The sequence below is a fragment of the Leifsonia sp. Ger2509 genome (genome assembly GCF_055231915.1).
Genome location: NZ_JBUYVB010000003.1, coordinates 1,404,385 through 1,425,194, shown reverse-complemented (window position 1 = coordinate 1,425,194; position 20,810 = coordinate 1,404,385). Strand labels below are relative to the sequence as shown.

Here is a 20,810-nt window from a genome sequence, read left to right as displayed (position 1 = left end):
CAAACAGTAAGGAAACCTCGGCATGACATCAGCAGTCGCCCTGCCGGCAGAAGAGATGCGCACCGCCGGCGATCGTCGCTGGCAGCGCTTCGCGATCCGCCGGTCAGGGCGACTGCTCGTGTCGCTCTGGGTGCTCGTGACGGCGTCGTTCCTCATGATCCACCTGGTGCCGGGCGACCCGATCAGAGCGGCCATGGGGCCGACGACCCCGCTCGCGGTGGTCAACGCCCGTCGTGAGGCCCTCGGCCTGAACGACCCGCTCTGGCAGCAGTACCTGCACTACCTGCAGGGGATCTTCACCGGCAACCTCGGTATGTCGATCGGCTCGCAGCTTCCCGTCGCCCAGGTGATCGGACAGCGGCTGGCCGCCACGGCAGCGCTCGCCGGTCTCGCGTTCGTCCTCGCCGTCGTGATCGCCGTGCCGATCGGCGTCGGCGTCGCCGTGGCCACCCGCCGGTCGCGCGGCCGCAAGCTCGAACTCGGCTTCACGGCCGGCAGCGTGTTCCTGTCGACGATCCCCGACTTCCTGCTCGGCGTCGCCCTCGTGTTCGTGTTCGGCGTCACCCTCGGCTGGCTGCCGGTCGCTGGACGGGACAGCGCTGCGTCCTACATCCTTCCTGTCATCGCGCTGGCGCTCGGCCCCGCGGCCGTGCTCGCCCGCATCGTGCGCGTCGAGATGCTGGGGGTGCTCGAGGCCGACTATGTGCGGACCGCCCGGGCGAAGCGGCTCTCGTCGTGGCGCATCCATCTCAGCCACGCCCTGCCGAACGCGCTCACGGCCACCCTCACGCTCGCCGGTCTCCTGCTGAGCTCCCTCGTCGTCGGCACCGTGCTCGTGGAGAACGTGTTCGCGTGGCCCGGGCTCGGCAGCACCATCGTGCAGTCGATCCAGACCAAGGACTATCCCCTCGTGCAGGCCACCGTGCTCGTCTACGGCGTCGGCGTGCTGCTCGTGAACACCATCGTCGATGTAATCCTCGCCCTGCTCGACCCGCGCTCGACCGTTGCGGAGCACTGATGAAATCCATCCGGCGCACGATGCGCACTCCTCTCGGCGTCGCGGCGATCGTTCTGCTGGCGATCGTCCTGGCGACGGCCGTCTTCGCTCCGATCCTGTGGGGCGACAAGGCGGATGCGGTCAATACCGACAACCTGCTCGCCGGCCCGTCTCCTGAGCACTGGATCGGAACGGACAACCTGGGCCGCGACCTCTTCTACCGCGTGCTCGTGGCGACCAGGCTCTCGATCGTTCTCGCCCTGCTCGCCACGCTCGTATCGGTCACCGTCGGACTGGTGCTCGGGGTGCTCCCGCTGCTCCTCGGTCCGCGCTTCGGCAAGGTGATCACCTGGATCGTCGGTATCGCGGTCGCCTTCCCCGGACTCCTGCTCGCCCTGTTCTTCGCCGTGATCTTCGGTTCCGGCTGGCTCGGCGCGGTGCTGGCCATCGGTCTCGCCGGGGCTCCCTCGTTCGCCCGCCTGTGCCAGACCCTCATCGCCGGTGTCGCTTCGCGCGACTACGTGGCCGCGGCCCGGGTCGGCGGTGTCGGGCGGCTCCGGGTGCTCGGCCGCCACGTGCTGCCGAACGTCGGCGAGCCGCTGATCGTGAACGCGACCATCGGCGCCGGCGGCACCCTGCTCGCGTTCGCCGGCCTGTCGTTCCTCGGCCTGGGCGTGCAGCCTCCCGCGTACGACTGGGGCCGCCTGATGGGTGAAGGGCTCTCCGGTATCTACGTGAACCCGCTGGCCGCACTCGCTCCCGGCATCGCGGTCGTCATCGCGGGCCTCGCGTTCAACCTCGTCGGCGAATCGGCGGCGCGCGCGCTCGGGATCGCCTCCATGAACCCGCTCGCGACCGTGAAGAAGAAGGTCGCCGCCTCAACACCCGCGCCGGTGGTGCCGCAGGTGCGCGACGGCGACGCCGTCCTCGAGGTGAAGAACCTGCGGGTCAGCTTCCCCGGGGCATCCGGTCCGGTGAGCCCCGTCCGCGGTATCACCTTCTCGATCGGCACGGGAGAGGCCGTCGGCATCGTCGGCGAGTCCGGCTCCGGCAAGTCCCTCACCGCGCTCTCGATCGCCCAGCTGGTCGAGCGGCCCGGCGAGGTGGATGCCCAGAAGCTCCACTTCCTCGGTGAAGCGCTGCTCGAGGGCGACCCCGCCCGCCACCGTCGCCTGCTCGGCACCTCGCTCGCCATGGTCTTCCAGGACCCCATGACCTCGTTCAACCCCACCAAGCGGATGGGCGGCCAGCTCGCCGAGGTCGCCGTCGCACACCAGGGAATGAGCTCCAAGGATGCGCTGGCCCGCGCCGTCGACCGGTTCGACGCGGTCCGGCTGCCGGAGCCCGAGCGTCGTGTTCGGCAGTACCCGCACGAGTTCTCTGGCGGTATGCGACAGCGCGCCATGATCGCCATGGGTCTCATGGCCACGCCGAAGCTCATCATCGCCGACGAGCCGACGACGGCGCTCGACGTCACCGTGCAGAAGCAGGTGCTCGGGCTGCTGCAGTCGATCCGCGAGGAGGACGATGTCGCCCTCCTGCTGATCAGCCACGACGTCTCGGTCGTCGCCGAGATCTGCGACCGCGTGCTCGTCATGTACGCGGGCCGCATCGTGGAGGACCTGCCCGCCCACGAACTCGCGACCGCAGCACAGCATCCGTACACCCGTGCCCTGCTCGCCGCCGTCCCCGACATGACGACCGACCTCGACCAGCCCCTGGCGACGGTGCCGGGCCGCCCGGTCGACCCCGGCCAGGTCCCTGCCGGCTGTGCATACGCCGCCCGGTGCCCACTGGCGGATGCCCGCTGCCGTGGCGTCGACCCCGAGCTCGTCTCCGACGACGCCGGCCGTCGCGTGGCCTGCTGGCACGCGGGCGAGCCGATCCAGCTCGGGATGCCCGTGCTGCGAACCGCACCCACCGATTCCGAGCGCGACGCGGAGGTCCTGGCATGAGCGAGCTCCGGTTCGACGACGTGACGGTGCGCTTCGGCGCCGGCCGCACCGCGATGACAGCCGTCGACGGCGTCAGCCTCACGGTCCCGTCCGGCGAGGTCGTCGGCCTCGTGGGCGAGTCCGGCTCGGGCAAGTCCACCCTCGCCCGCACCGCCGTCGGCCTGGCCCCTGTGCACTCGGGCCGTATCCTCCTCGACGGCTCCCCGATCACCGCGCGCCGCGGCCGGCGGCCTCTGCAGATGGTCTTCCAGGACCCGTACTCCTCGCTCGACCCGCGCATGACGATCGGTTCGAGCATCGCCGAGATCCTGCCGCGCGGACTGGGCCGCAGCGAACGTCGCGACGAGGTCGAACGACTGCTCGAACTCGTGCACCTCGACAACGCCCGCGCGCAGGCTTATCCCTCGGAGCTGTCCGGCGGCCAGCGGCAGCGAGTGGCCATCGCCCGCGCCCTGGCCGGCAGGCCGGAGGTGCTCGTCGCCGACGAGATCACCTCCGCGCTCGACGTCTCGATCCAGGGCTCGATGCTCAACCTGGTGCGGGAGCTGCAGGCCGAGCTCGGTCTGTCGATGCTGTTCATCTCACACAACCTGGCCGTCGTCCGCTACGTCGCCAGCAGCGTCGCGGTCATGTACCGCGGCCGCATCGTCGAGCAGGGCCCCACGGCCCAGGTGCTGGACGAGCCCCAGCATCCCTATACCCGCCAGCTGCTCTCCGCGATCCCGCGCCGAGTCCAGACCACGACAACCCACTGAAAGAAGGAGTCCACCGTGACCCGCAGAATGCGCATCGAAGACCTGCTCGCACTGTCCGTGCCGAGCCAGCCGACCGTCTCGCCCGACGGTTCGAGCATCGCCTACGTGCTGGGCGGCAATGACGCCGCAGTCGACACGTCGGTCAGCTCGCTCTGGATCACCGACGGCTCTGGCGCCGCCCGCGCGCTGACGCGCGGGACCACGGATGCGAGCCCCGCCTTCTCGCCCGACGGAACCACGATCGCGTTCCAGCGCGACGGCCAGCTCTGGACGCTTCCGGTCGCCGGCGGCGAGCCGAAGCAGCTCACCACGCTGCCGCTGGGTGCCGGTGCGCCGGTCTGGAGTCCGGGCGGCACGCGCATCGCGTTCTCCGCTCCCGTCGACAACGCCGCCGTCGAGGGCGAAGGCGACACCGACCGCGCCCGCCGGACGGGGGATCCGATCGTCACCGACGGCGTCGGCTACCAGGTGGACGGCGCCGGTTACCTGCGCGGCCTCCGCACCCAGGTGCACGTGGTTGATGTCGAGACGGGCGAACTGCGCCAGCTCACCGATGCCGACGAGCACGCCGGCAGCCCGGCCTGGAGCCCGGACAGCGCCACCATCGCTTTCACGGCGCACCCGCACGGCGTCGACGAGCTCACCATGCGCTCGTCGGTCCACGTCATCGACGCCGTCGACCCGAAGGCGCTCCCACGCGCCGTCGCCTTCGAGGGCGGCTTCGCCGGTACCGTCACCTTCACGCCTGACGGCAACGGCCTGGTCGTCGTCGGCTGGCAGGGCGAACCCCGCGCGCACGCCGGTCTCTTCGCAGTCGACCTCGCAACCGGAGCCGTGACCGCGCTCGCCGCATCCCTCGACCGCAACGTCATGCCGGGCGCTCCCGCGTACCCGGGGGCGCTCCCGCAGTTCACAGCGGAGGGCGACGTGCTCTTCGCCATCCGGGACCGCGGATGCACGCACCTCTACGCTGTGCCGCTCACCGGCGGCGCGCCCCGCCTCGTCCACGGCGGCGAGGGGCACGTCGTCAGCGGCCTGTCGGTCGCCGGCAACGCGGCCGCGATCGCGCTCGCCACGCCCACCTCGTTCGGCGAGATCGTCGCCGTCGACCTGGTGACCGGCGCCGAGACCCCGGTCACCCGGCACGGCGACACCCTCGCCGAGGTCGACCTCTTCGTCCGCGAGAGCCGCGAGTTCGCCATCAGCGATGGCGTGACCGTGCAGGGCTGGGTCATCCGCGACCCCGAGGTCACCGGGGCCACGCCGCTGCTCATCGACGTGCACGGCGGACCGCACAACGCCTGGAACGCCGCCGCCGACGAGATGCACCTGTACCACCAGGAGCTCGCAGCCCGCGGCTGGACCGTGCTCATCGTCAACCCCCGCGGCAGCGACGGCTATGGCACCGACTTCTACGACGCCGTGTTCAACGCCTGGGGCGAGGCCGACGCGAACGACTTCCTCGAGCCGATCGACCAGCTCGTGGCCGAGGGCCTCGCGGACCCGAAGCGTCTCGCGATCACCGGTTACAGCTACGGCGGGTTCACCACCTGCTACCTCACGAGCCGCGACGACCGCTTCGCCGCTGCGGTCAGCGGCGGCGTCGTCGCCGACCTCACGAGCATGGGCGGCACGAGCGACGACGCGCACTTCCTGAACGTCGCCGAGCTGGGTGCCCTGCCCTGGAAGGCCGGCGACCGCGAGCGTCTCGCGGAACTGTCCCCGTACACGCACGTCGACAAGGTCACCACTCCGACGCTCGTCCTCCACGGCGGCGACGACGTGCGCTGCCCCGTCGGCCAGGCCGAGCAGTGGCACTACGCACTGCGCGAGCAGGGGGTTCCGACCCGCCTGGTGATCTACCCCGGGGCCAGCCATGTCTTCCCGCTCCTCGGCAAGCCGAGCCACCGCATCGACTTCTGCACCCGTATCGTCCAGTGGGTGGAGCAGTATGCGGGTGACGCAGAAGGCCCGCGGCCCGAGCCGATCGACGCCGCACACTGGGAGCGCCGGCTGACCGCGCTCGCCAAGCGCCACAAGGTCCCTGGCGCCCAGCTCGGCATCCTGCGCCTCGGCACGGGCGGCCGGCCCGACGAGGTCGTCACCGCCGCCACCGGAACCCTCAACCGCGACATCTCCACCGGCGCCCCGGTGACAACCGACGCGGTGTTTCAGATCGGTTCGATCTCGAAGGTGTGGACCGCATCCGTCGTCATGCGCCTGGTGGATGAGGGCAAGCTCGCCCTCGACACCCGGATCGTCGACATCCTGCCCGGCTTCCACCTCGTGAACGACGCGTTGACGGAAGGCGTGACGGTCTGGCACCTGCTCACCCACACGAGCGGCATCGACGGCGACGTCTTCACCGACACCGGCCGCGGCGACGACTGCATCGAGAAGTACGCGTACCTGCTGCACGAGGCGGGCCAGAACCACCCGATCGGCGCGACTTGGTCGTACTGCAACTCGGGCTACAGCCTGCTCGGCCGGGTCATCGAGCAGGTCACCGGCCAGACGTGGGATGCGGCGATGCGCGACCTGCTGTTCAGCCCGCTCGGCCTGACCCACACGGTCACACTGCCCGAGGACGCCATCCGCTATGCCGCCGCCGTCGGACACGTGGATGTCGGAGACGAGCAGATCGTCACGCCCATCTGGGGTCTGCCGCGCTCGCTCGGTCCCGCCGGTCTCATCACCGCCCGTGCTGCGGACGTGCTCGCCTTCGCGCGCCTGCACATGACCGGAGGCCTCGCCGCCGACGGCACCCGTCTGCTCAGCGAGGAGAGCGTGCTCGCCATGCAGGACCTGCACGCCGAGGTCCCCGACAAGTACTCGCTGGGCGACTCGTGGGGCCTCGGCTGGATCCGCTTCGGCTGGAACAGCGATCGCCTCTACGGCCACGACGGCAACACGATCGGCCAGGCCGCGTTCCTGCGCATCCACCAGGAGAGCGGCGTCGCGGTCACCCTGCTCACCAACGGGGGCCACACCCGCGACCTCTACGAGGACCTCTACCGCGAGATCTTCGCCGAGCTGTCCGGCCTCACCATGCAGTCGCCGCTCCAGCCGCCGGCCGAACCGGCCGACGTCGACGTGACGCCGTTCCTCGGCACCTACGAGCGTGCCGGTGTCCGCATGGAGATCCTCACGAACGACGATGGCCCGTTCCTGCGCACCACCATGACCGGTCCGCTCGTCGAGCTGACGGCGGAGTCCCCAGTGGACGAGTACCCGCTCGTGCCCGTCGACGACAAGCTGTTCGCCGTGCGCGCTCCCGGCACCGAGACCTGGATCGCCGTCACCTTCTACTCGCTCCCCACCGGCGAGGAATACCTGCACTTCGGTGCACGCGCGACACCGAAGACGGCGGTTCCAGCGTGAGCCTTGTCCGAACCGACGTCGCCGCCCCCGCGGTGATGCTCGACCACATCCGTCGCCTCGTCGAGTGCGAGTCGCCGTCAGCGGATTCCGCTGCGGTGGCCCGCTCGGCCGGGGAGGTCGCGGCGCTCGGCACCGAACTGCTCGGTGCGGAGCCGGAGCGGCTGGTCGTCGATGGAACGACCCACCTGCGGTGGCGTTTCGGCGAGCAGACCACGGTGCTGCTGCTCACGCACCACGACACGGTGTGGCCGATCGGCTCGCTCGCGACGCATCCCTTCGCCGTGCGTGACGGGGTGCTGACCGGGCCCGGGAGCTTCGACATGAAGACCGGGCTCGTGATGGTGCTGAACGCCGTCGCAGCGCTGCCCGACCGCGATGGGGTCACCATCCTCGTGACCGGAGACGAGGAACTCGGCTCGCCGTCCTCACGCGTTCTCATCGAGTCGGAGGCGACCGGCGCCCGCGCTGTTTTCGTCACCGAAGCGAGCGGTGACGGCGGTGCGCTGAAGATCGAGCGCAAGGGCACGTCCATGTACGAGGTCCGCGTCGCGGGTCGCGCCGCCCACGCGGGCCTCGAGCCCGAGAAGGGCGTCAATGCGACGCTCGAGCTCGCGCACCAGGCGCTCGCGGTCGCGACGCTCGGGGATGCGCGGCTCGGCACGACCGTCACCCCGACCGTGATCGCGGCGGGCACCACCACCAACACCGTTCCGGCGGCCGGGTCGTTCGTCGTGGACGTCCGCGTCTGCACGATCGCCGAGCAGGAGCGGGTCGACGCGGCGATGCACACGCTGACCGCGGTCCTGCCGGGCGCCGTCGTCACGGTCGAGGGCGGCCCCAACCGGCCTCCGCTCGAGACGACCGCCTCGTCGGCACTGTTCGACCGCGCGCAGGCCCTCGCCTCCCGGCTCGGCCTGGAGCCCCTCGTCGGCATCGCCGTCGGGGGAGCCAGTGACGGCAACTTCACGGCCGGACTCGGCATCCCGACCCTCGACGGTCTCGGTGCGGTCGGCGGCGGAGCGCACGCCGACGACGAACATGTCCTCGTCGAGGCGATCGCGCCCCGCACGGCGCTGCTGGGCGCGCTCATCGCCGACCAGCTCGACCAGCCCGACCCGCTGGACCAGCTCGACCAGCTCAGACAGGGGGAGTCATGACCGGAATAGACCTGAGACCGGCCGACGAGGCGGTCTCCGCTGCCGAGGCCGCGGCCGAGACGGCCGGCGTCACCGTGCGGGAGCTCGCGGGCATCGAGGAACTCAACGCCACCGTCGACCTGCTCTCCGACATCTGGGGACGCACGGGCAATCCGCCCGTCACGCCCGAACTGCTGCGAGCCTTCAGCAAGGCGGGCAACTACATCGGCGGCGCCTTCGACGGCGACGACCTCGTGGGAGCCACCATCGCCTTCCACTCGACACCGGAACGGCACGCGCTGCACAGCCACATTGCGGGCGTCAGCCAGGCAATGACCGGTCGCTCGGTCGGCTTCGCGATGAAGCTCCACCAGCGCGCCTGGGCTCTCGACCGCGGAATCGGAACGATCGAGTGGACGTTCGATCCGCTCGTGGCCCGCAACGCATACTTCAACGTGGTCAAGCTCGGAGCGACGCCGGTCGAATACCTCCGCAACTTCTACGGCGTGATGAGCGATGTCATCAACGGCGACGACGAGACCGACCGCCTGCTCGTGCGCTGGACGCTTCGGGACCCCGTCGTCGTGGCGGCGGCTGCGACCGGCCGGGTGCCCGCATCCGCAGTCGCGCCCTCGGGCCACGACCGCGTGACCGTCGCTGTGCCCGCGGACATCGAGGCCATGCGACTCGAAGAACCCGAACTCGCCCACGAATGGCGGGTCCGCGTGCGCGAACGGCTCACCGAACTGCTGGGCGACGGCGGAAGGATCGTCGGGTTCGACCGGGTCCAGGGGTACGTCGTGCAATCCAACAACGCGGAGGTCACGCGATGAAGCTCGAAGGATTCGAACTGCGGCGGGTGGCGATGCCGTTGGTGTCCCCGTTCCGCACGTCGTTCAGCACACAGACCGAGCGCGACATTCTGCTCGTCCGCGCGGTCACCGACGAAGGCGAGGGCTGGGGCGAGTGCGTGACACTCCCCGACCCGCTCTACTCGCCCGAATATGCGGACGGCGCCGTCGACGTGATGAAGCGCTTCTTCATCCCCGCACTCGGAGCAGCGGGCGTCTCCGGTGCCCCCGCAGTCGGCGACACGCTGTACCCGTACAAGGGCCACCGCATGGCCAAGGCGGCCCTGGAGATGGCCGTGCTCGACGCCGAACTGCGCGCCGAAGGCCGCTCGTTCGCGCGCGAACTCGGCTCTGTGCACTCGACGGTGCCGTCCGGTGTCTCGGTCGGGATCATGGACTCCATCCCGCAGCTCCTCGACGCCGTCGGCGGCTACCTCGCCGAAGGGTACGTGCGCATCAAGCTCAAGATCGAGCCCGGCTGGGACATCGACGCGGTGCGCGCGGTGCGCGAGATGTACGGCGACGACGTGCTGCTTCAGGTGGATGCGAACACCGCGTACACACTGCGCGACGCCCGCCACCTCGCCCGGCTCGACGACTTCGACCTGCTCCTCATCGAGCAGCCGCTCGAAGAGGAGGACATCCTCGGGCACGCCGACCTGGCGAAGATCGTGAAGACGCCGATCTGCCTCGACGAGTCGATCACGTCGGCGCAGACCGCCGCGGCCGCCATCCGGCTGGGCGCGACCCAGGTCATCAACATCAAGCCGGGCCGGGTCGGGGGCTACCTCGAAGCGAAGCGCATCCACGACCTCGCGGCCGCCAACGGCATCGCGGTCTGGTGCGGCGGGATGCTCGAATCGGGCATCGGACGTGCGGCCAACGTCGCGCTCGCCTCGCTCCCCGGCTTCACCCTCCCCGGGGACGTCTCGGCGAGCGACCGGTTCTACCGCACCGACATCACGGCGCCGTTCGTGATGAAGGACGGGCACCTCGACGTGCCGACCGGTCCGGGGCTCGGCGTCGAACCCATACAGGAGATACTCGACGAGCTCACAACCTCCGTCGAGTGGGTGCACATCTGAGGTCGTTATGCTCCCGACCATGAACCTGCGTCCCCGATCGAGCCTGGGACGCATCCTCGACGATCTCGGCGTGACGCTGCTCGAGCTCGTGCACGGCGACGTCGAGGTGACGCACGACATCGGCGGAGTCGTCATCCACGACCCGGTCGAGGAGCCTGCGTACCCCGAGCGGGCCCTCGTGCTCGGGGTCGGGATCGCCGACCCGGTCGAGCTGGCCGAGCTGGTGACCGAACTCGGCACGCGCGGCGTGGTCGCCCTCATCGTCCGGGCGCCGGTCGAGCTGACGGATGACGTGAGGGCCGCGATCGACAGCTCCGGCGTCGCCGTGCTCGGCCTCGCCCGCGGCGCGACCTGGACCCAGCTCGCGGCGCTGCTGCGCTCCCTGCTCGCCGAGGGCGACATCGGCGACGCGGAGCACGAATCGCTGGGCGGGCTGCCCTCCGGCGACCTCTTCGCTGTCTCCAACGCGATCGCGGCGCTGCTCGATGCGCCCGTCACCATCGAGGACCGTTCGTCCCGTGTGCTCGCCTTCTCCGGACGCCAGGAGGAGGCGGATGCGTCGCGCGCCGAGACGATCATCGGCCGGCAGGTTCCCGAACGCTACTCCCGGGTGCTCACCGAACGCGGCGTGTTCCGCGACTTGTACCGCCACGACCGCCCCGTCGTCGTCGACCCCATCCAGATCGGCTACGAGGGGCTCACCACCCAGCGTGTCGCGCTCGCTGTGCGTGCGGGCGACGAAGTGCTCGGATCGGTGTGGGCGGCCATGGATGGTCCGGTCACCGAGGAGCGCGCATCCGCCCTCCGTGACGCTGCGAAGCTCGTCGCCCTCCACATGCTGCGCGTGCGCGCCGGTGCGGACGTCCAGCGCAGGCTCAGCACCGAGCTCGTCGGCACCGCGCTGGAAGGCGCGGCCGGCGCACGGGATGCGCTGGAACGGCTCGGACTCGGCGGCCAGCGTGTCGGTGTGATCGGCGCGGCGCTCCTCCTGGATGCGCAGCGCGAGCGCTCGGTGCGGGCCGACCAGCTGTTGATCGGCGAACGGCAGCGTTTCGCGGATGCGCTCGCCGTGCACCTCTCGGCTGTTCGTCCGGGCGCCGCCGTCGCGCTGGTGGGCGACGTCGCCTACGGCATCTTCGCGGCCCGCGACGACCGCGACGGGGCAGAAGACCACGCCACGCACATCGCAGAGGACTTCCTCGACCGGGTCGGCTCGCGGATGCCCGCGGTGCTCGCCATCGGACCGGCAGCCTCCGGGGTCGCCGGCATCGCAAACTCCCGCGCCACCGTCGACCGGGTGCTGAGAGTGCTGCGCGACGGCCACGTGAGCGGTCGCGTCGCGCGCCTTGCCGACGTGCAGACCGAATCGCTGCTTCTCGAACTGCGCGACCTCGTCGCCGCGCGCGGGGACGAACCGGAAGGGCCAATCGGCGCCCTCATCGAGTACGACGAGCGCAACGACTCCAGCCTGGTGCGCACACTGCGGGCGTGGCTCGACTGCTTCGGCGATGTCGCGGCCGCGTCGGCGGCGCTGTACGTGCATCCGAACACGTTCCGGTACCGGCTGCGGCGCATCACCGAGGTGAGCGGGCTCGACCTCGGGGATGCGGAAGCGCGTTTCGCCGCGATGCTGCAGCTGCGGCTGCTCGCGACACGCTGACGGGCGGGTTTTTTCGGCTGGGGCGCCACGTCGTAGGCCGCTTCTCGCACCACGAATGTCGGTGGTCGCGCCTATTCTCGAATTAGTCGAAAAAAAGTTCAAAACACTACATGTAGTGGAATGACAATCGTGTCATTCACGTTATATAGTGGGCAGACACCGCACGACAGCGGTTCAACAGACTTCAAGGGGAGGCCATCATGGAATACGAAAGCGACACAGTTGGCGGCTACGCAGTTCCCGTCGACCCCATGGATCTTCTGCAGTGCGACAGCTGCCAGTAGGCGCTCTTCGCAACTGACTGCAGTCGAAGAACTGCACGAACCCCGGCAGGCCAGATGGCCCGGCGGGGTTCGTCGTTTCCGCCGGGCCGCACCCGCCGCGCCGCCGCGCATCCGGCGCCCGCGCAGCCCCGCGCCCCCTTTCTGAACCCGTGCCCAAGTTGCACCGTGTGCGCGCGTTCAGAAGGTGTGCACGGGCGGCCCCGTCTGTGCCGCTCGCCGCACTAGTTCCCGCTCGCCGCACGTGTTGCACCTAGTGCGGTGAGACACACCTAGTGCGGCGGCGCGTTCCCGCGTGCATCCGGCGCCCGCGCAGCATCGCGCCCACTTTCTGAACCCGTGCCCAGGTTGCACTGTGTGCGCGCGTTCAGAAGGTGTGCACGGGCGGCCCCCTGCGGCGGCGCGTTCGTGCGGCGCAGCAGGAGGCGGCCCGAGGCGCATCCGTAGAATGGACCGGTGCCAGTGAACCCAGAGCTGCAGGGGCGCGTCTTCCCCTCGACCAGTCCGTACCTCGTCGGGCGCGAGAAGATCCGCGAGTTCGCCCGCGCCGTCCTCGCCACCAGCCCGCTCAGCTTCGACGTCGGGGCCGCGCTCGCTGCCGGTCACGCCGACCTCGTCGCACCGCCCACCTTCCCGGTCGTCGTGCAGGAGCTAACGCTCGCCCAACTGCTCGCCGAACCGGATGCGGGAATCGACTTCAGCCGCGTCGTCCACGGCGACCAGCGTTTCAGCTACACCCGCCCGGTCGTCGCCGGCGACGAGCTCACCGCGACGCTCACCGTCTCGAGCGTGAAATCGCTGGGCGCGCTCTCGATGGTGACCGCCGAGTCCGCGATCACGGATGCTCAGGGCGAGCACGTCGTCACGGCGATCTCGACCCTCGTGGTCAGAGGGGACGAGTAATGCCTCGATTCGACGCACTCACTGTCGGCGATGTCGTCGCCGAGCGCGAGGTCGTGCTCTCGCGCGACTCCCTCGTGCGGTACGCCGGCGCATCCGGTGATTTCAACCCCATCCACTACCGTGACGATGTTGCCGCGTCGGTCGGACTCCCGGGCGTGATCGCGCACGGGATGCTGACCATGGGCGTCGCTGTGCAGCCGGTCGTCGACTGGGCCGGCGACCCCGCACGGATCGTCGACTACCAGGTCCGTTTCACGCGCCCCGTCGTCGTCGACCCGGTGGATGGCGCCGCCGTCACGATCGTCGCCAAGGTCGGGCAGCTCGACGAAGACGCGCAGGTGGCGCGCATCGACCTCACGGTCACCTTCAACGGCGGCACCGTGCTCGGCAAAGCGCAGGTGCGCGTCGCTCTCGCCTGACATGACCGACCCGTCTGCGGCATCCGCCACCCCCGCACTGTCCACCCTCACCACCATGAGGGTCGGCGGCGTGCCCGACCGCCTCGTGGAACCGGTGACCAGGGACGCTCTCGTCGCCACCGCGCTCGAGGTCTGGGCAGGGGGCGATGACTGGCTGTTGCTCGGCGGCGGCTCGAACACGGTCGCGAGCGATGACGGCTTCCCCGGCACGGTCATCCGCGTCGCCACGCGGGGGATCGAACGGCTGGATGCTCCGGCCGGCCGGGTGCGCATCCGCGTGGAGGCGGGCGAGCGGTGGGATGACGTGGCCGCGACCGCTGTCCGCAACGGCTGGTCGGGGATCGAGGCTCTGAGCGGCATCCCGGGGTCCACCGGCGCTGCACCGTTCCAGAACATCGGAGCGTACGGGCAGGAGCTCTCATCGAGCCTGGTCGCGATCGATTTCCTCGACTATGCGACCGGCGAGGTGCGCCGCCTGACCACGGCGGAGCTGGGGCTCGGCTACCGCACCTCCGTGCTGAAGCGCGGGCTCGCCGGAGTGGTGCTCGCCGTCGAGCTCGACCTCGCGGATGCGAACGAGCCGATGGGCGCGCCACTCGGCGAACCGATCGCCTACGCGCAGCTGGCGGACGCCCTCGGCGTGTCGCTCGGCTCCCGGGTCTCCGTCGCCGAGCTGCGGCGCGCAGTGATCGCGCTCCGCGCAACCAAGGGGATGGTGCTCGACCCCGACGACCCCGACTCGGTCAGCGCGGGGTCGTTCTTCACCAACCCGATCGTCTCGGAGAATTTCGCGCGCGGCCTTCCATCGTCCGCGCCCCGCTGGCCCGTCGAGCCGGACGAGCCCGACGTGGTGCGTGCACTGGGTGCCGGTGGCGTGCATCCGGATGACGTTCCCCCGCTGGCCGAGGGGCCGTACGCGGTGAAGCTGAGCGCGGCGTGGCTGATCGAGCAGTCCGGCATCCGCCGCGGGTTCGCGCTGCCGGGCTCACGGGCCGCGATCTCGGACAAGCACACCCTCGCGCTCACGAATCGCGGGGATGCACGCGCGGACGAGATCGTGCAGCTCGCCTCGTACGTGCAGGGGCGCGTGCAGGCGGAGTTCGGCGTGATCCTGCATCCCGAACCGATCCTGGTCGGGCTTTCGCTCTAGGCGTCTGCTCGCTTCCTTCCGCATGTCCGAGGCATGTGGTTTCCTAGGCTTGCGCCTGCATCCGATTGCGATATATCGTGAGTTGACGCAGACGCGATATATCGCGAAACCGAAACCCCACTTCCCGATCCGACCAAGGAGCCACGGTGATCCACGCCAGAGGACTCGCACGAACATTCGACACCAAGCGGGGGCGCGAGCGCGTCGCAGTCCAGGCGGTGGCAGGCGTCGACATCGACGTCGAAGAGGGAGAGATCGTCGGCTTCCTCGGCCCCAACGGCGCGGGCAAGACCACGACGCTCCGGATGCTCACCACCCTGCTCAAACCGACGACGGGCACGGCGACGGTCGCGGGCCACGACCTCGCGAAAGACCCGATCAAGGTGCGAAAGAGCATCGGCTACGTCTCGCAGAGCGGTTCGACCGCCGGCGAAGCCCGCGCCGGTGAGGAGATCGTCGACCACGGGCTCCTCTATGGCATCAGCGCCGCCCAGGCCGAGAAGCGTGGCAAAGAGCTCTTCGACCAACTCGACCTCGAAGGGATGTGGAAACGGCAGCCCAAGACCATGTCGGGCGGGCAGCGCCGCCGCCTCGACATCGCCATGGGGCTCGTGCACGACCCCAAGCTCGTCTTCCTCGACGAGCCGACCACCGGGCTCGACCCGCAGGCGCGCGCCAACCTGTGGGTGCACATCTCGAATCTGCGCACGCAGCGGGGGAGCACGGTCTTCCTGACGACCCACTACCTGGACGAGGCCGACGCGCTCTGCGACCGCATCCTCGTCATCGACCACGGGTCGATCGTCGCCGCCGACACTCCGGATGCGCTCAAGCGCCAGGTCGCGGGCGACCTGATCGAGCTGGTCCTCCACGACGAATCCCACGTGTCGACCGCTGCAGCCCAGCTCGCGCGCATCACCAGTGACGCGGCGACGGATGTCAACGGTCTCGTCGTCAGCGTCCGCGTGCCGAGCGCTGGCGGCGAGCTTCCGTCCCTGCTCCGCTCGCTCGACGCGGCCGGTGTCGGGCTCGCGTCGATCGAGGTGCGCCGACCGACGCTCGACGATGTCTTCCTCACCATGACCGGCCGTTCGCTGCGCGAAGACGCGTGAGCGCGGCGCCTCCGAGCATCCCACCGACAAGGACTTCGACCATGACCTTTGCACGACAGACCTGGATCATCTTCCGCCGCCAGATGCGGCTGGCCCTCCGCAACCCCGCCTGGGTGATCATCGGGCTCGCCCAGCCGGTGCTGTACCTCGCGCTCTTCGGACCGCTGCTCGTTCCGCTCGCCGCGCAGATCGGCAACGTCAACGCCTACACGTTCTTCGTGCCGGGGCTTCTCATCCAGTTGGGCCTCTTCGGGGCGCTGTTCGCCGGGTTCGGGCTCATCTCAGAGTGGCGCGAAGGCGTGGTCGAGGCGGAACGGGTCACCCCGGCAAGCCGCACAGCCCTGCTGCTGGGGCGGGTGGCGCGCGACATCGTCCTGCTCACCGTGCAGGGCATCCTGCTGATTTCGCTGGCGTTCCTGTTCGGCCTGACCGGGTCCATCCCCGGCATGATCTTCGGCCTGTTCCTCACGATGCTGCTGGGCGGGGCGTGCTCGGCCTCGTCGAACGCGCTGGCGCTGTCGACGAAGAGCGAGGATGTGCTCGCGCCGGTCCTCAACAGCATCGCGCTGCCGGTGCTGCTGCTGTCGGGCATCCTGCTGCCGATCAGTCTCGAGACGGGTGCGCCGCAGTGGCTGGTGACGGTGAGCAATTTCATGCCGATCAAGTACATCGTCAATGCCATCCGCGACGCATTCAAGGGCGACATCGCGACGCTCACCACGCTGTGGGGCGTCCTCTGGACGCTGGCCCTCTTCACTGCCGGCCTCTGGATCGGCACGCGCACCTTCCGCAAGGACAACGCGTAGCGCGCGCCCGCGCATCCGTCGAGCCCGGGAAAAGTCCGCCAGATTCTGCCGAATCAGCGGACTTTTCCCGGGCTCGACTCGTCGCGGCGCTCGCGAAGGCTTCGGCGGACCCAGACGGTCACGAGCGTGATGGCCAGGACGACGACCGCGACCAGCCCGAAGACGAAAACGTTCCATACGAAGAGGGATCCCATGCTGCCGATCCTACGCAGAAGAAAACGCTTGTAATTAGTCCGGGCGCTACGTGTCCTTGCGGATCCAGCGGAACGTCACCCGGCACGCGATGATGCCGACGACCAGCCAGATCAGCAGCACGATCGCGGTCGCCCCGTGCTGCCAGCTTCCGCTCGGCTCGATCGCCTCGAAGCTGTCGGGCAGGAACACGCTCCGCATCCCCTGCGCGATCCACTTCAGCGGGAAGATGCTGGCGATGTTCTGCAGCCACGTCGGCAGCAGGTTGAACGCCAGGTACACGCCCGAGATGAACTGCAGCACGAGCACGATGGGGATGACCACGGCGGTCGCGCTTCCCCCTGTGCGCGGCACGGACGACAGCGCGATCCCGAGGACCGCGGACGTGGTGATCCCGAGCAGGTAGACCCACGCGAACGTGACCCATTTCGATGGATCGGTCGGCAGGGCGACGCCGAACGCGAAGCGAGCCATGACGAGTAGCAACGCGATCTGAAGCACGCTCGTCGCGATCACCTGGCCCATCTTGCCCAGAAAGTAGGAGATCACCGGCAGGGGAGAGCCACCGAGCCGCTTGAGGGTACCGTCGCCCTTCTCTCCGGCGATGTCGACCGCGAGGTTCTGCACACCGCTCAGCAGGATCCCCGCAGCGATCATCGCAGGAAGGTAATAAGCAGCCTGCGTGATACCGCCCGAGCCGTCCGGGTTCTTGCCGACATTGCCGAGCCCCTGGAACGCCACCGAGAAGATCCCCAGCATCACGACCGGGAAGAGGAAGGTGAAGAAGATCGTGTCGCCCTGGCGGAAGTAGACGCGGGTCTCGTAGCCGACGCGCCGGGCGCCGAGGGTGAGCGTCCTCATGCCGCGACCCCGGCTTCGCTCTCCTTGACGAGCCCGAGGTAGATGTCCTCCAGGCTCGGCCGGATCACCTCCAGGTCCCGTGGCTCCCCGGACTGCGCGACGAGCGCCGCGACGACGGAAGCCGGATGCTGCGTTCGCTCCTCGTGCTGCGCGCCGCCCGCATCCCGCCACCGCACGATCGGAATGCGCGCATCCGCACCCCCGATCTCGTCGACGGCACCGATGTCGATGAGCTGACCGTTCGCGATGACCGCGACCCGGTCGCTCAGCTGCGCGGCCTCGTCGAGGTAGTGGGTGGTGAGCAGGATGGTCGTGCCTTCGCGCTTCAGGCTCCGGATGAGCTCCCAGAACTCGCGGCGTGCCTCCGGGTCGAACCCGGTGGTCGGCTCATCGAGGAACAGCATCTCGGGCCTGCCGACGAAACCGAGCGCGACGTCGACCCGCCGCCGCTGGCCGCCGGACAGGTTCTTGATGCGCGTCTTCGCCTTCTCGGTCAGTCCGACGGCGGCGATGACCTCGTCGACGTCGCGCGGATGCGGATAGAGGCCCGCGAAATGCGTCAGCTGTTCGCGCACGGTGACGTCCCCGGCCTCGCCGCTCGACTGCAGCACGATGCCGAGGCGCGCCTTCCAGTCGACGCCTCCGCGATGCGGGTCGAGCCCGAGCACCTGGGCGCTCCCGCCGCTGCGGTCGCGGTAACCCTCCAGGATCTCGATCGTCGTGCTCTTTCCCGCGCCGTTCGGCCCGAGAAGCCCGAACGTCTCTCCGCGCGCGATGTCGAAACTGACCCCGTGGAGGGCCGTGATCGATCCGTAATCCTTGCGCAGGTCGCGCACGGAGACCGCTGCATCCGGGTCGAGGGCGGCACTGGCGTCAGTGGTCATGGCTTCATCCTGCCCGACACGCGGCCCGACCGGCAGGGGTACCCGCGGGTTCGAGCGGTGCGTGCGGCTGCCCGGTGCCGGTCAGACGACGCTGCGGCGGCGCTGAGCTCGGCGGATGAGCGCAAGAACGGAGAGGATCAGGATGAACACGCCGACGACGAGCACCGACAGGATCCAGAACGCCCCCGGCGTCAGGCTGGCGGCCCAGTCGGACACCGCTTGCCGCCGGTCGGGGGAGCCGACGATGGCGAGAGTCGTCGCCGCGATTCCGGCGATGATCAGGCCCCAGACGATGGCGGCCCAGCGGGTGCGGGGGCGCCGGCGGCTCATCGCGGAGGCGTCGGATGTGATGGTGATCGTCCACGGAGTGCTGGGGGCGGTCGGCGCGGGTGCAGCATCCACCAGTGCGTCTGGCGCCGTATCCGTCGACGCGTGGGGCGCCGTGTCCGTCGCCGTGTGGGGCGCAGCATCCGCGGCCGAGTCGGGCGCCGCATCCGTCGTCGTGGGGGGCGCCGCATCCGTCGTCGTGGGGGGCGCCGCATCCGTCGTCGTGGGAGGCGCCGGATCCGCCACCGCATGGCGCGCAGCATCCGCGGCCGAGTCGGGCGCCGCATCCGTCGTCGCCCCGGACTCGGCCGTCGGCTCCAGCGGAACGGTCTTGTCGTCGTTGTCGCTCATCGCTGCACTCCTGTCGGATCCTGGTTGCGCTGCAGCAGCACTTGGCCGCCGGTCTGTTCGATACGCACGATGACGTCGGGTGTAGTGTTCGGGCCGTCGACGAAGTCGTACCCGCACGCTCCACTCGGCGTCCGCAGGCAGTCGGGCACCGGAACGGGCCCCTGACCTTCGGCGGACGAGTAGAGGCTCGCGCCGCGCAGCACCAGCTCCAGCCGAACCGTCGTCTTCGCGTCGGTGAGCACGTACGTGGTGCCCGGTCCCTTCTCGAGGTCGATCACCGGCGTGCCCGGCGCGCCGCCGGCGGTCGTCGAATCGACGAGCAGTGTCGTGTCACCGAACGGCTGCGTGTACGAGGCGGATGCGGTGGGAGCCAGCCACGCACCGACCGGCTGGAGCACCAGCTGCCGGTCACGCGGGATGAAAGCCGTCGTCAGCGTGGCGACCAGCAGCAGGATCGACAGGAATCCGAGAAACCCGCTCCGCCTGCGCAGTGCACCGGCGAGCACCCCGGCCAGCGCGAACACGATGGTGGCGACGGCGAGGGAGGCGGTCACCTCGTACCCGCCGAATTCGGGAGTATTGCTCACGACGATCGCAGTGATAGCGGATGCGATGAGCGCCAGACCGATCGTCGCGAAGACATACGCGGCGCTGGTGCGCGGGTTCGCGAGCCGGTGTTCGCGGCGCCGCGCATCCGCCTCCGCTGCATACGCCTGGGAGCGTGCCCGGTTCTCCGCCGCGCGCTGCGCCCGGACCGCCCGCATGTCGGCGTCGCGGCGCGCCTGCCAGGAATTGTGCTCCGCCTGCCAGGCGGCGTGCCGGGCCTTCCAGGCGGCGTAGTCGTCGGCGGGCGCGTCCGTCGGGGGAGTGGGAGGCTCGGTCGGCTCGGCCGAGGTGTCGACAGACGGCTGCGGGATGGTGGCGGCAGCGGCCACGGCGGCCGCACTAGCAGCGGTCGGGCCAGCGGTCGAGCCCGCGGCAGGGCTCGCGGTCGAGCCGGTCGCCGCCGCATCGCCCGCCGCATCCGCAGACCCCGCCGTCGCCGGCGATCCGTACCCTGGACCGGCGGAACCCGCGGAAGCCGTTCGCGGATCCTGTGTCGAACCGCCGGCCCAGGGAGGCAGGTGGGCCCCGCGCGCCGCCCAGACGACGAACGCGACGATGAGGCCGATGATGAGAAGTGTCCAGAGGGTGCGGCCGATCGCTTCCGGCCACGCGGGTGCACCCCAGAACTGCGCCCCGGCCCACCAGATGCCCTGCGTGAACGGCAGGAACGACACGAGGGCGAGCACTCCGATGCCGATCATCGCGTTGTCGAACTCGCCGCGGACCAGCTTCTCGGCATGGATGGTGTCGTTGCGGTCAGGCAGGAGGGCCCAGGCGGCCGCATAGAAGAGGGCGACCGGCGCACCGAGGACGGCGGCCACGATCGCGATGCCGCGCACGATCAGGGGGTCGATGCCGATGCGGTCCGCGATGCCGGCGCAGACGCCGCCGATCCAGCCGTCGGTGCGGGGAATGCCGAGGCTGCGCATCCATCCGAAGAAACGATTCGAGCCTGCGCCGGCGCCTGGGCCCGGTTGCGGCTGAGTCTGCTGCTGTGACATGTCTCGATGCTCCCGCGGGCCGGCGCGCCCGCGCTATGGGGTATCACCCTGAGCGCACCCTGAATCATTCCCCAGCGGGTGCCGTCTGCCCGGAAAC

General features: G+C 69.9%; 18 protein-coding genes. 13 read left to right on the top strand and 5 right to left on the bottom strand.

Features of this window, described 5'->3' with window-relative positions; genetic code table 11:
- Positions 1-22 precede the first annotated feature (22 nt).
- From ACV7NN_RS07010 to ACV7NN_RS06950, 13 genes are all read left to right on the top strand, one after another.
- Positions 23-1,018: an ABC transporter permease gene (locus ACV7NN_RS07010; RefSeq protein WP_463348854.1), complete on the top strand. Its 996-nt coding sequence runs from the start codon at positions 23-25 to the stop codon at positions 1,016-1,018.
- Positions 1,018-2,952, top strand: coding sequence for a dipeptide/oligopeptide/nickel ABC transporter permease/ATP-binding protein (locus ACV7NN_RS07005; protein WP_463348853.1), 1,935 nt, complete (start codon positions 1,018-1,020; stop codon positions 2,950-2,952). Before ACV7NN_RS07010 ends, ACV7NN_RS07005 begins: the two co-directional genes overlap by 1 nt.
- The gene (locus ACV7NN_RS07000) at positions 2,949-3,707 is read left to right on the top strand and encodes an ABC transporter ATP-binding protein (protein ID WP_463348852.1); all 759 of its coding nucleotides are present in this window, start codon (positions 2,949-2,951) and stop codon (positions 3,705-3,707) included. Before ACV7NN_RS07005 ends, ACV7NN_RS07000 begins: the two co-directional genes overlap by 4 nt.
- Before the next feature lie 15 nt (positions 3,708-3,722).
- Positions 3,723-7,088 (top strand): serine hydrolase, encoded by a 3,366-nt coding sequence (locus tag ACV7NN_RS06995; protein WP_463348851.1) that lies wholly within the window; start codon positions 3,723-3,725, stop codon positions 7,086-7,088.
- Complete coding sequence (locus ACV7NN_RS06990; RefSeq protein WP_463348850.1) at positions 7,085-8,245, top strand: M20 family metallopeptidase; 1,161 nt, start codon at positions 7,085-7,087, stop codon at positions 8,243-8,245. Before ACV7NN_RS06995 ends, ACV7NN_RS06990 begins: the two co-directional genes overlap by 4 nt.
- Positions 8,242-9,057 carry a GNAT family N-acetyltransferase gene (locus ACV7NN_RS06985; RefSeq protein WP_463348849.1) on the top strand — a complete coding sequence of 272 codons (816 nt, stop codon included), beginning with the start codon at positions 8,242-8,244 and terminating at the stop codon, positions 9,055-9,057. The genes ACV7NN_RS06990 and ACV7NN_RS06985 overlap by 4 nt, the downstream gene beginning before the upstream one ends.
- Positions 9,054-10,160 carry an o-succinylbenzoate synthase gene (menC, locus tag ACV7NN_RS06980; protein ID WP_463348848.1) on the top strand — a complete coding sequence of 369 codons (1,107 nt, stop codon included), beginning with the start codon at positions 9,054-9,056 and terminating at the stop codon, positions 10,158-10,160. Before ACV7NN_RS06985 ends, menC begins: the two co-directional genes overlap by 4 nt.
- Before the next feature lie 19 nt (positions 10,161-10,179).
- On the top strand, positions 10,180-11,820 hold the full coding sequence (locus tag ACV7NN_RS06975; RefSeq protein WP_463348847.1) for a PucR family transcriptional regulator: 1,641 nt from the start codon (positions 10,180-10,182) through the stop codon (positions 11,818-11,820).
- Positions 11,821-12,557: 737 nt separating this feature from the next.
- On the top strand, positions 12,558-13,004 hold the full coding sequence (locus ACV7NN_RS06970; RefSeq protein ID WP_463348846.1) for an FAS1-like dehydratase domain-containing protein: 447 nt from the start codon (positions 12,558-12,560) through the stop codon (positions 13,002-13,004).
- The gene (locus ACV7NN_RS06965; RefSeq protein ID WP_463348845.1) at positions 13,004-13,423 is read left to right on the top strand and encodes a MaoC family dehydratase; all 420 of its coding nucleotides are present in this window, start codon (positions 13,004-13,006) and stop codon (positions 13,421-13,423) included. Before ACV7NN_RS06970 ends, ACV7NN_RS06965 begins: the two co-directional genes overlap by 1 nt.
- Position 13,424: 1 nt before the next feature.
- Positions 13,425-14,573, top strand: a complete 1,149-nt coding sequence (locus ACV7NN_RS06960) for a UDP-N-acetylmuramate dehydrogenase (RefSeq protein ID WP_463348844.1) — start codon at positions 13,425-13,427, stop codon at positions 14,571-14,573.
- A 146-nt stretch (positions 14,574-14,719) separates the two neighbouring features.
- Complete coding sequence (locus tag ACV7NN_RS06955; protein ID WP_463348843.1) at positions 14,720-15,685, top strand: ATP-binding cassette domain-containing protein; 966 nt, start codon at positions 14,720-14,722, stop codon at positions 15,683-15,685.
- A gap of 41 nt (positions 15,686-15,726) precedes the next feature.
- Positions 15,727-16,491 (top strand): ABC transporter permease, encoded by a 765-nt coding sequence (locus ACV7NN_RS06950; RefSeq protein WP_463348842.1) that lies wholly within the window; start codon positions 15,727-15,729, stop codon positions 16,489-16,491.
- Positions 16,492-16,544: 53 nt separating this feature from the next.
- Here the strand turns inward: ACV7NN_RS06950 and ACV7NN_RS06945 are convergent, their stop codons facing one another.
- The 5 genes from ACV7NN_RS06945 to ACV7NN_RS06925 form a co-directional block, all read right to left on the bottom strand.
- Positions 16,545-16,685: a hypothetical protein gene (locus tag ACV7NN_RS06945; protein WP_463348841.1), complete on the bottom strand. Its 141-nt coding sequence runs from the start codon at positions 16,683-16,685 to the stop codon at positions 16,545-16,547.
- A 46-nt stretch (positions 16,686-16,731) separates the two neighbouring features.
- Entirely contained in the window at positions 16,732-17,544 is an 813-nt protein-coding gene (locus tag ACV7NN_RS06940) for an ABC transporter permease (RefSeq protein WP_463348840.1), read from the bottom strand.
- Complete coding sequence (locus ACV7NN_RS06935; RefSeq protein WP_463348839.1) at positions 17,541-18,428, bottom strand: ABC transporter ATP-binding protein; 888 nt, start codon at positions 18,426-18,428, stop codon at positions 17,541-17,543. Before ACV7NN_RS06935 ends, ACV7NN_RS06940 begins: the two co-directional genes overlap by 4 nt.
- A gap of 81 nt (positions 18,429-18,509) precedes the next feature.
- The gene (locus ACV7NN_RS06930) at positions 18,510-19,106 is read right to left on the bottom strand and encodes a hypothetical protein (protein WP_463348838.1); all 597 of its coding nucleotides are present in this window, start codon (positions 19,104-19,106) and stop codon (positions 18,510-18,512) included.
- Positions 19,103-20,713, bottom strand: coding sequence for a PspC domain-containing protein (locus ACV7NN_RS06925; protein WP_463348837.1), 1,611 nt, complete (start codon positions 20,711-20,713; stop codon positions 19,103-19,105). The genes ACV7NN_RS06930 and ACV7NN_RS06925 overlap by 4 nt, the downstream gene beginning before the upstream one ends.
- Positions 20,714-20,810: the final 97 nt, after the last annotated feature.

Excerpts from the sequence above, each read along its gene's own strand:
- ACV7NN_RS07010 (WP_463348854.1), top strand. The coding sequence starts at position 23 with ATGACATCAGCAGTCGCCCTGCCGGCAGAAGAGATGCGCACCGCCGGC.
- ACV7NN_RS07005 (WP_463348853.1), top strand. The coding sequence starts at position 1,018 with ATGAAATCCATCCGGCGCACGATGCGCACTCCTCTCGGCGTCGCGGCG.
- ACV7NN_RS07000 (WP_463348852.1), top strand. The coding sequence starts at position 2,949 with ATGAGCGAGCTCCGGTTCGACGACGTGACGGTGCGCTTCGGCGCCGGC.
- ACV7NN_RS06985 (WP_463348849.1), top strand. The coding sequence starts at position 8,242 with ATGACCGGAATAGACCTGAGACCGGCCGACGAGGCGGTCTCCGCTGCC.
- menC (WP_463348848.1), top strand. The coding sequence starts at position 9,054 with ATGAAGCTCGAAGGATTCGAACTGCGGCGGGTGGCGATGCCGTTGGTG.
- ACV7NN_RS06975 (WP_463348847.1), top strand. The coding sequence starts at position 10,180 with ATGAACCTGCGTCCCCGATCGAGCCTGGGACGCATCCTCGACGATCTC.
- ACV7NN_RS06965 (WP_463348845.1), top strand. The coding sequence starts at position 13,004 with ATGCCTCGATTCGACGCACTCACTGTCGGCGATGTCGTCGCCGAGCGC.
- ACV7NN_RS06960 (WP_463348844.1), top strand. The coding sequence starts at position 13,425 with ATGACCGACCCGTCTGCGGCATCCGCCACCCCCGCACTGTCCACCCTC.
- ACV7NN_RS06950 (WP_463348842.1), top strand. The coding sequence starts at position 15,727 with ATGACCTTTGCACGACAGACCTGGATCATCTTCCGCCGCCAGATGCGG.
- ACV7NN_RS06945 (WP_463348841.1), bottom strand. The coding sequence starts at position 16,685 with ATGGGATCCCTCTTCGTATGGAACGTTTTCGTCTTCGGGCTGGTCGCG.
- ACV7NN_RS06940 (WP_463348840.1), bottom strand. The coding sequence starts at position 17,544 with ATGAGGACGCTCACCCTCGGCGCCCGGCGCGTCGGCTACGAGACCCGC.
- ACV7NN_RS06935 (WP_463348839.1), bottom strand. The coding sequence starts at position 18,428 with ATGACCACTGACGCCAGTGCCGCCCTCGACCCGGATGCAGCGGTCTCC.
- ACV7NN_RS06930 (WP_463348838.1), bottom strand. The coding sequence starts at position 19,106 with ATGAGCGACAACGACGACAAGACCGTTCCGCTGGAGCCGACGGCCGAG.
- ACV7NN_RS06925 (WP_463348837.1), bottom strand. The coding sequence starts at position 20,713 with ATGTCACAGCAGCAGACTCAGCCGCAACCGGGCCCAGGCGCCGGCGCA.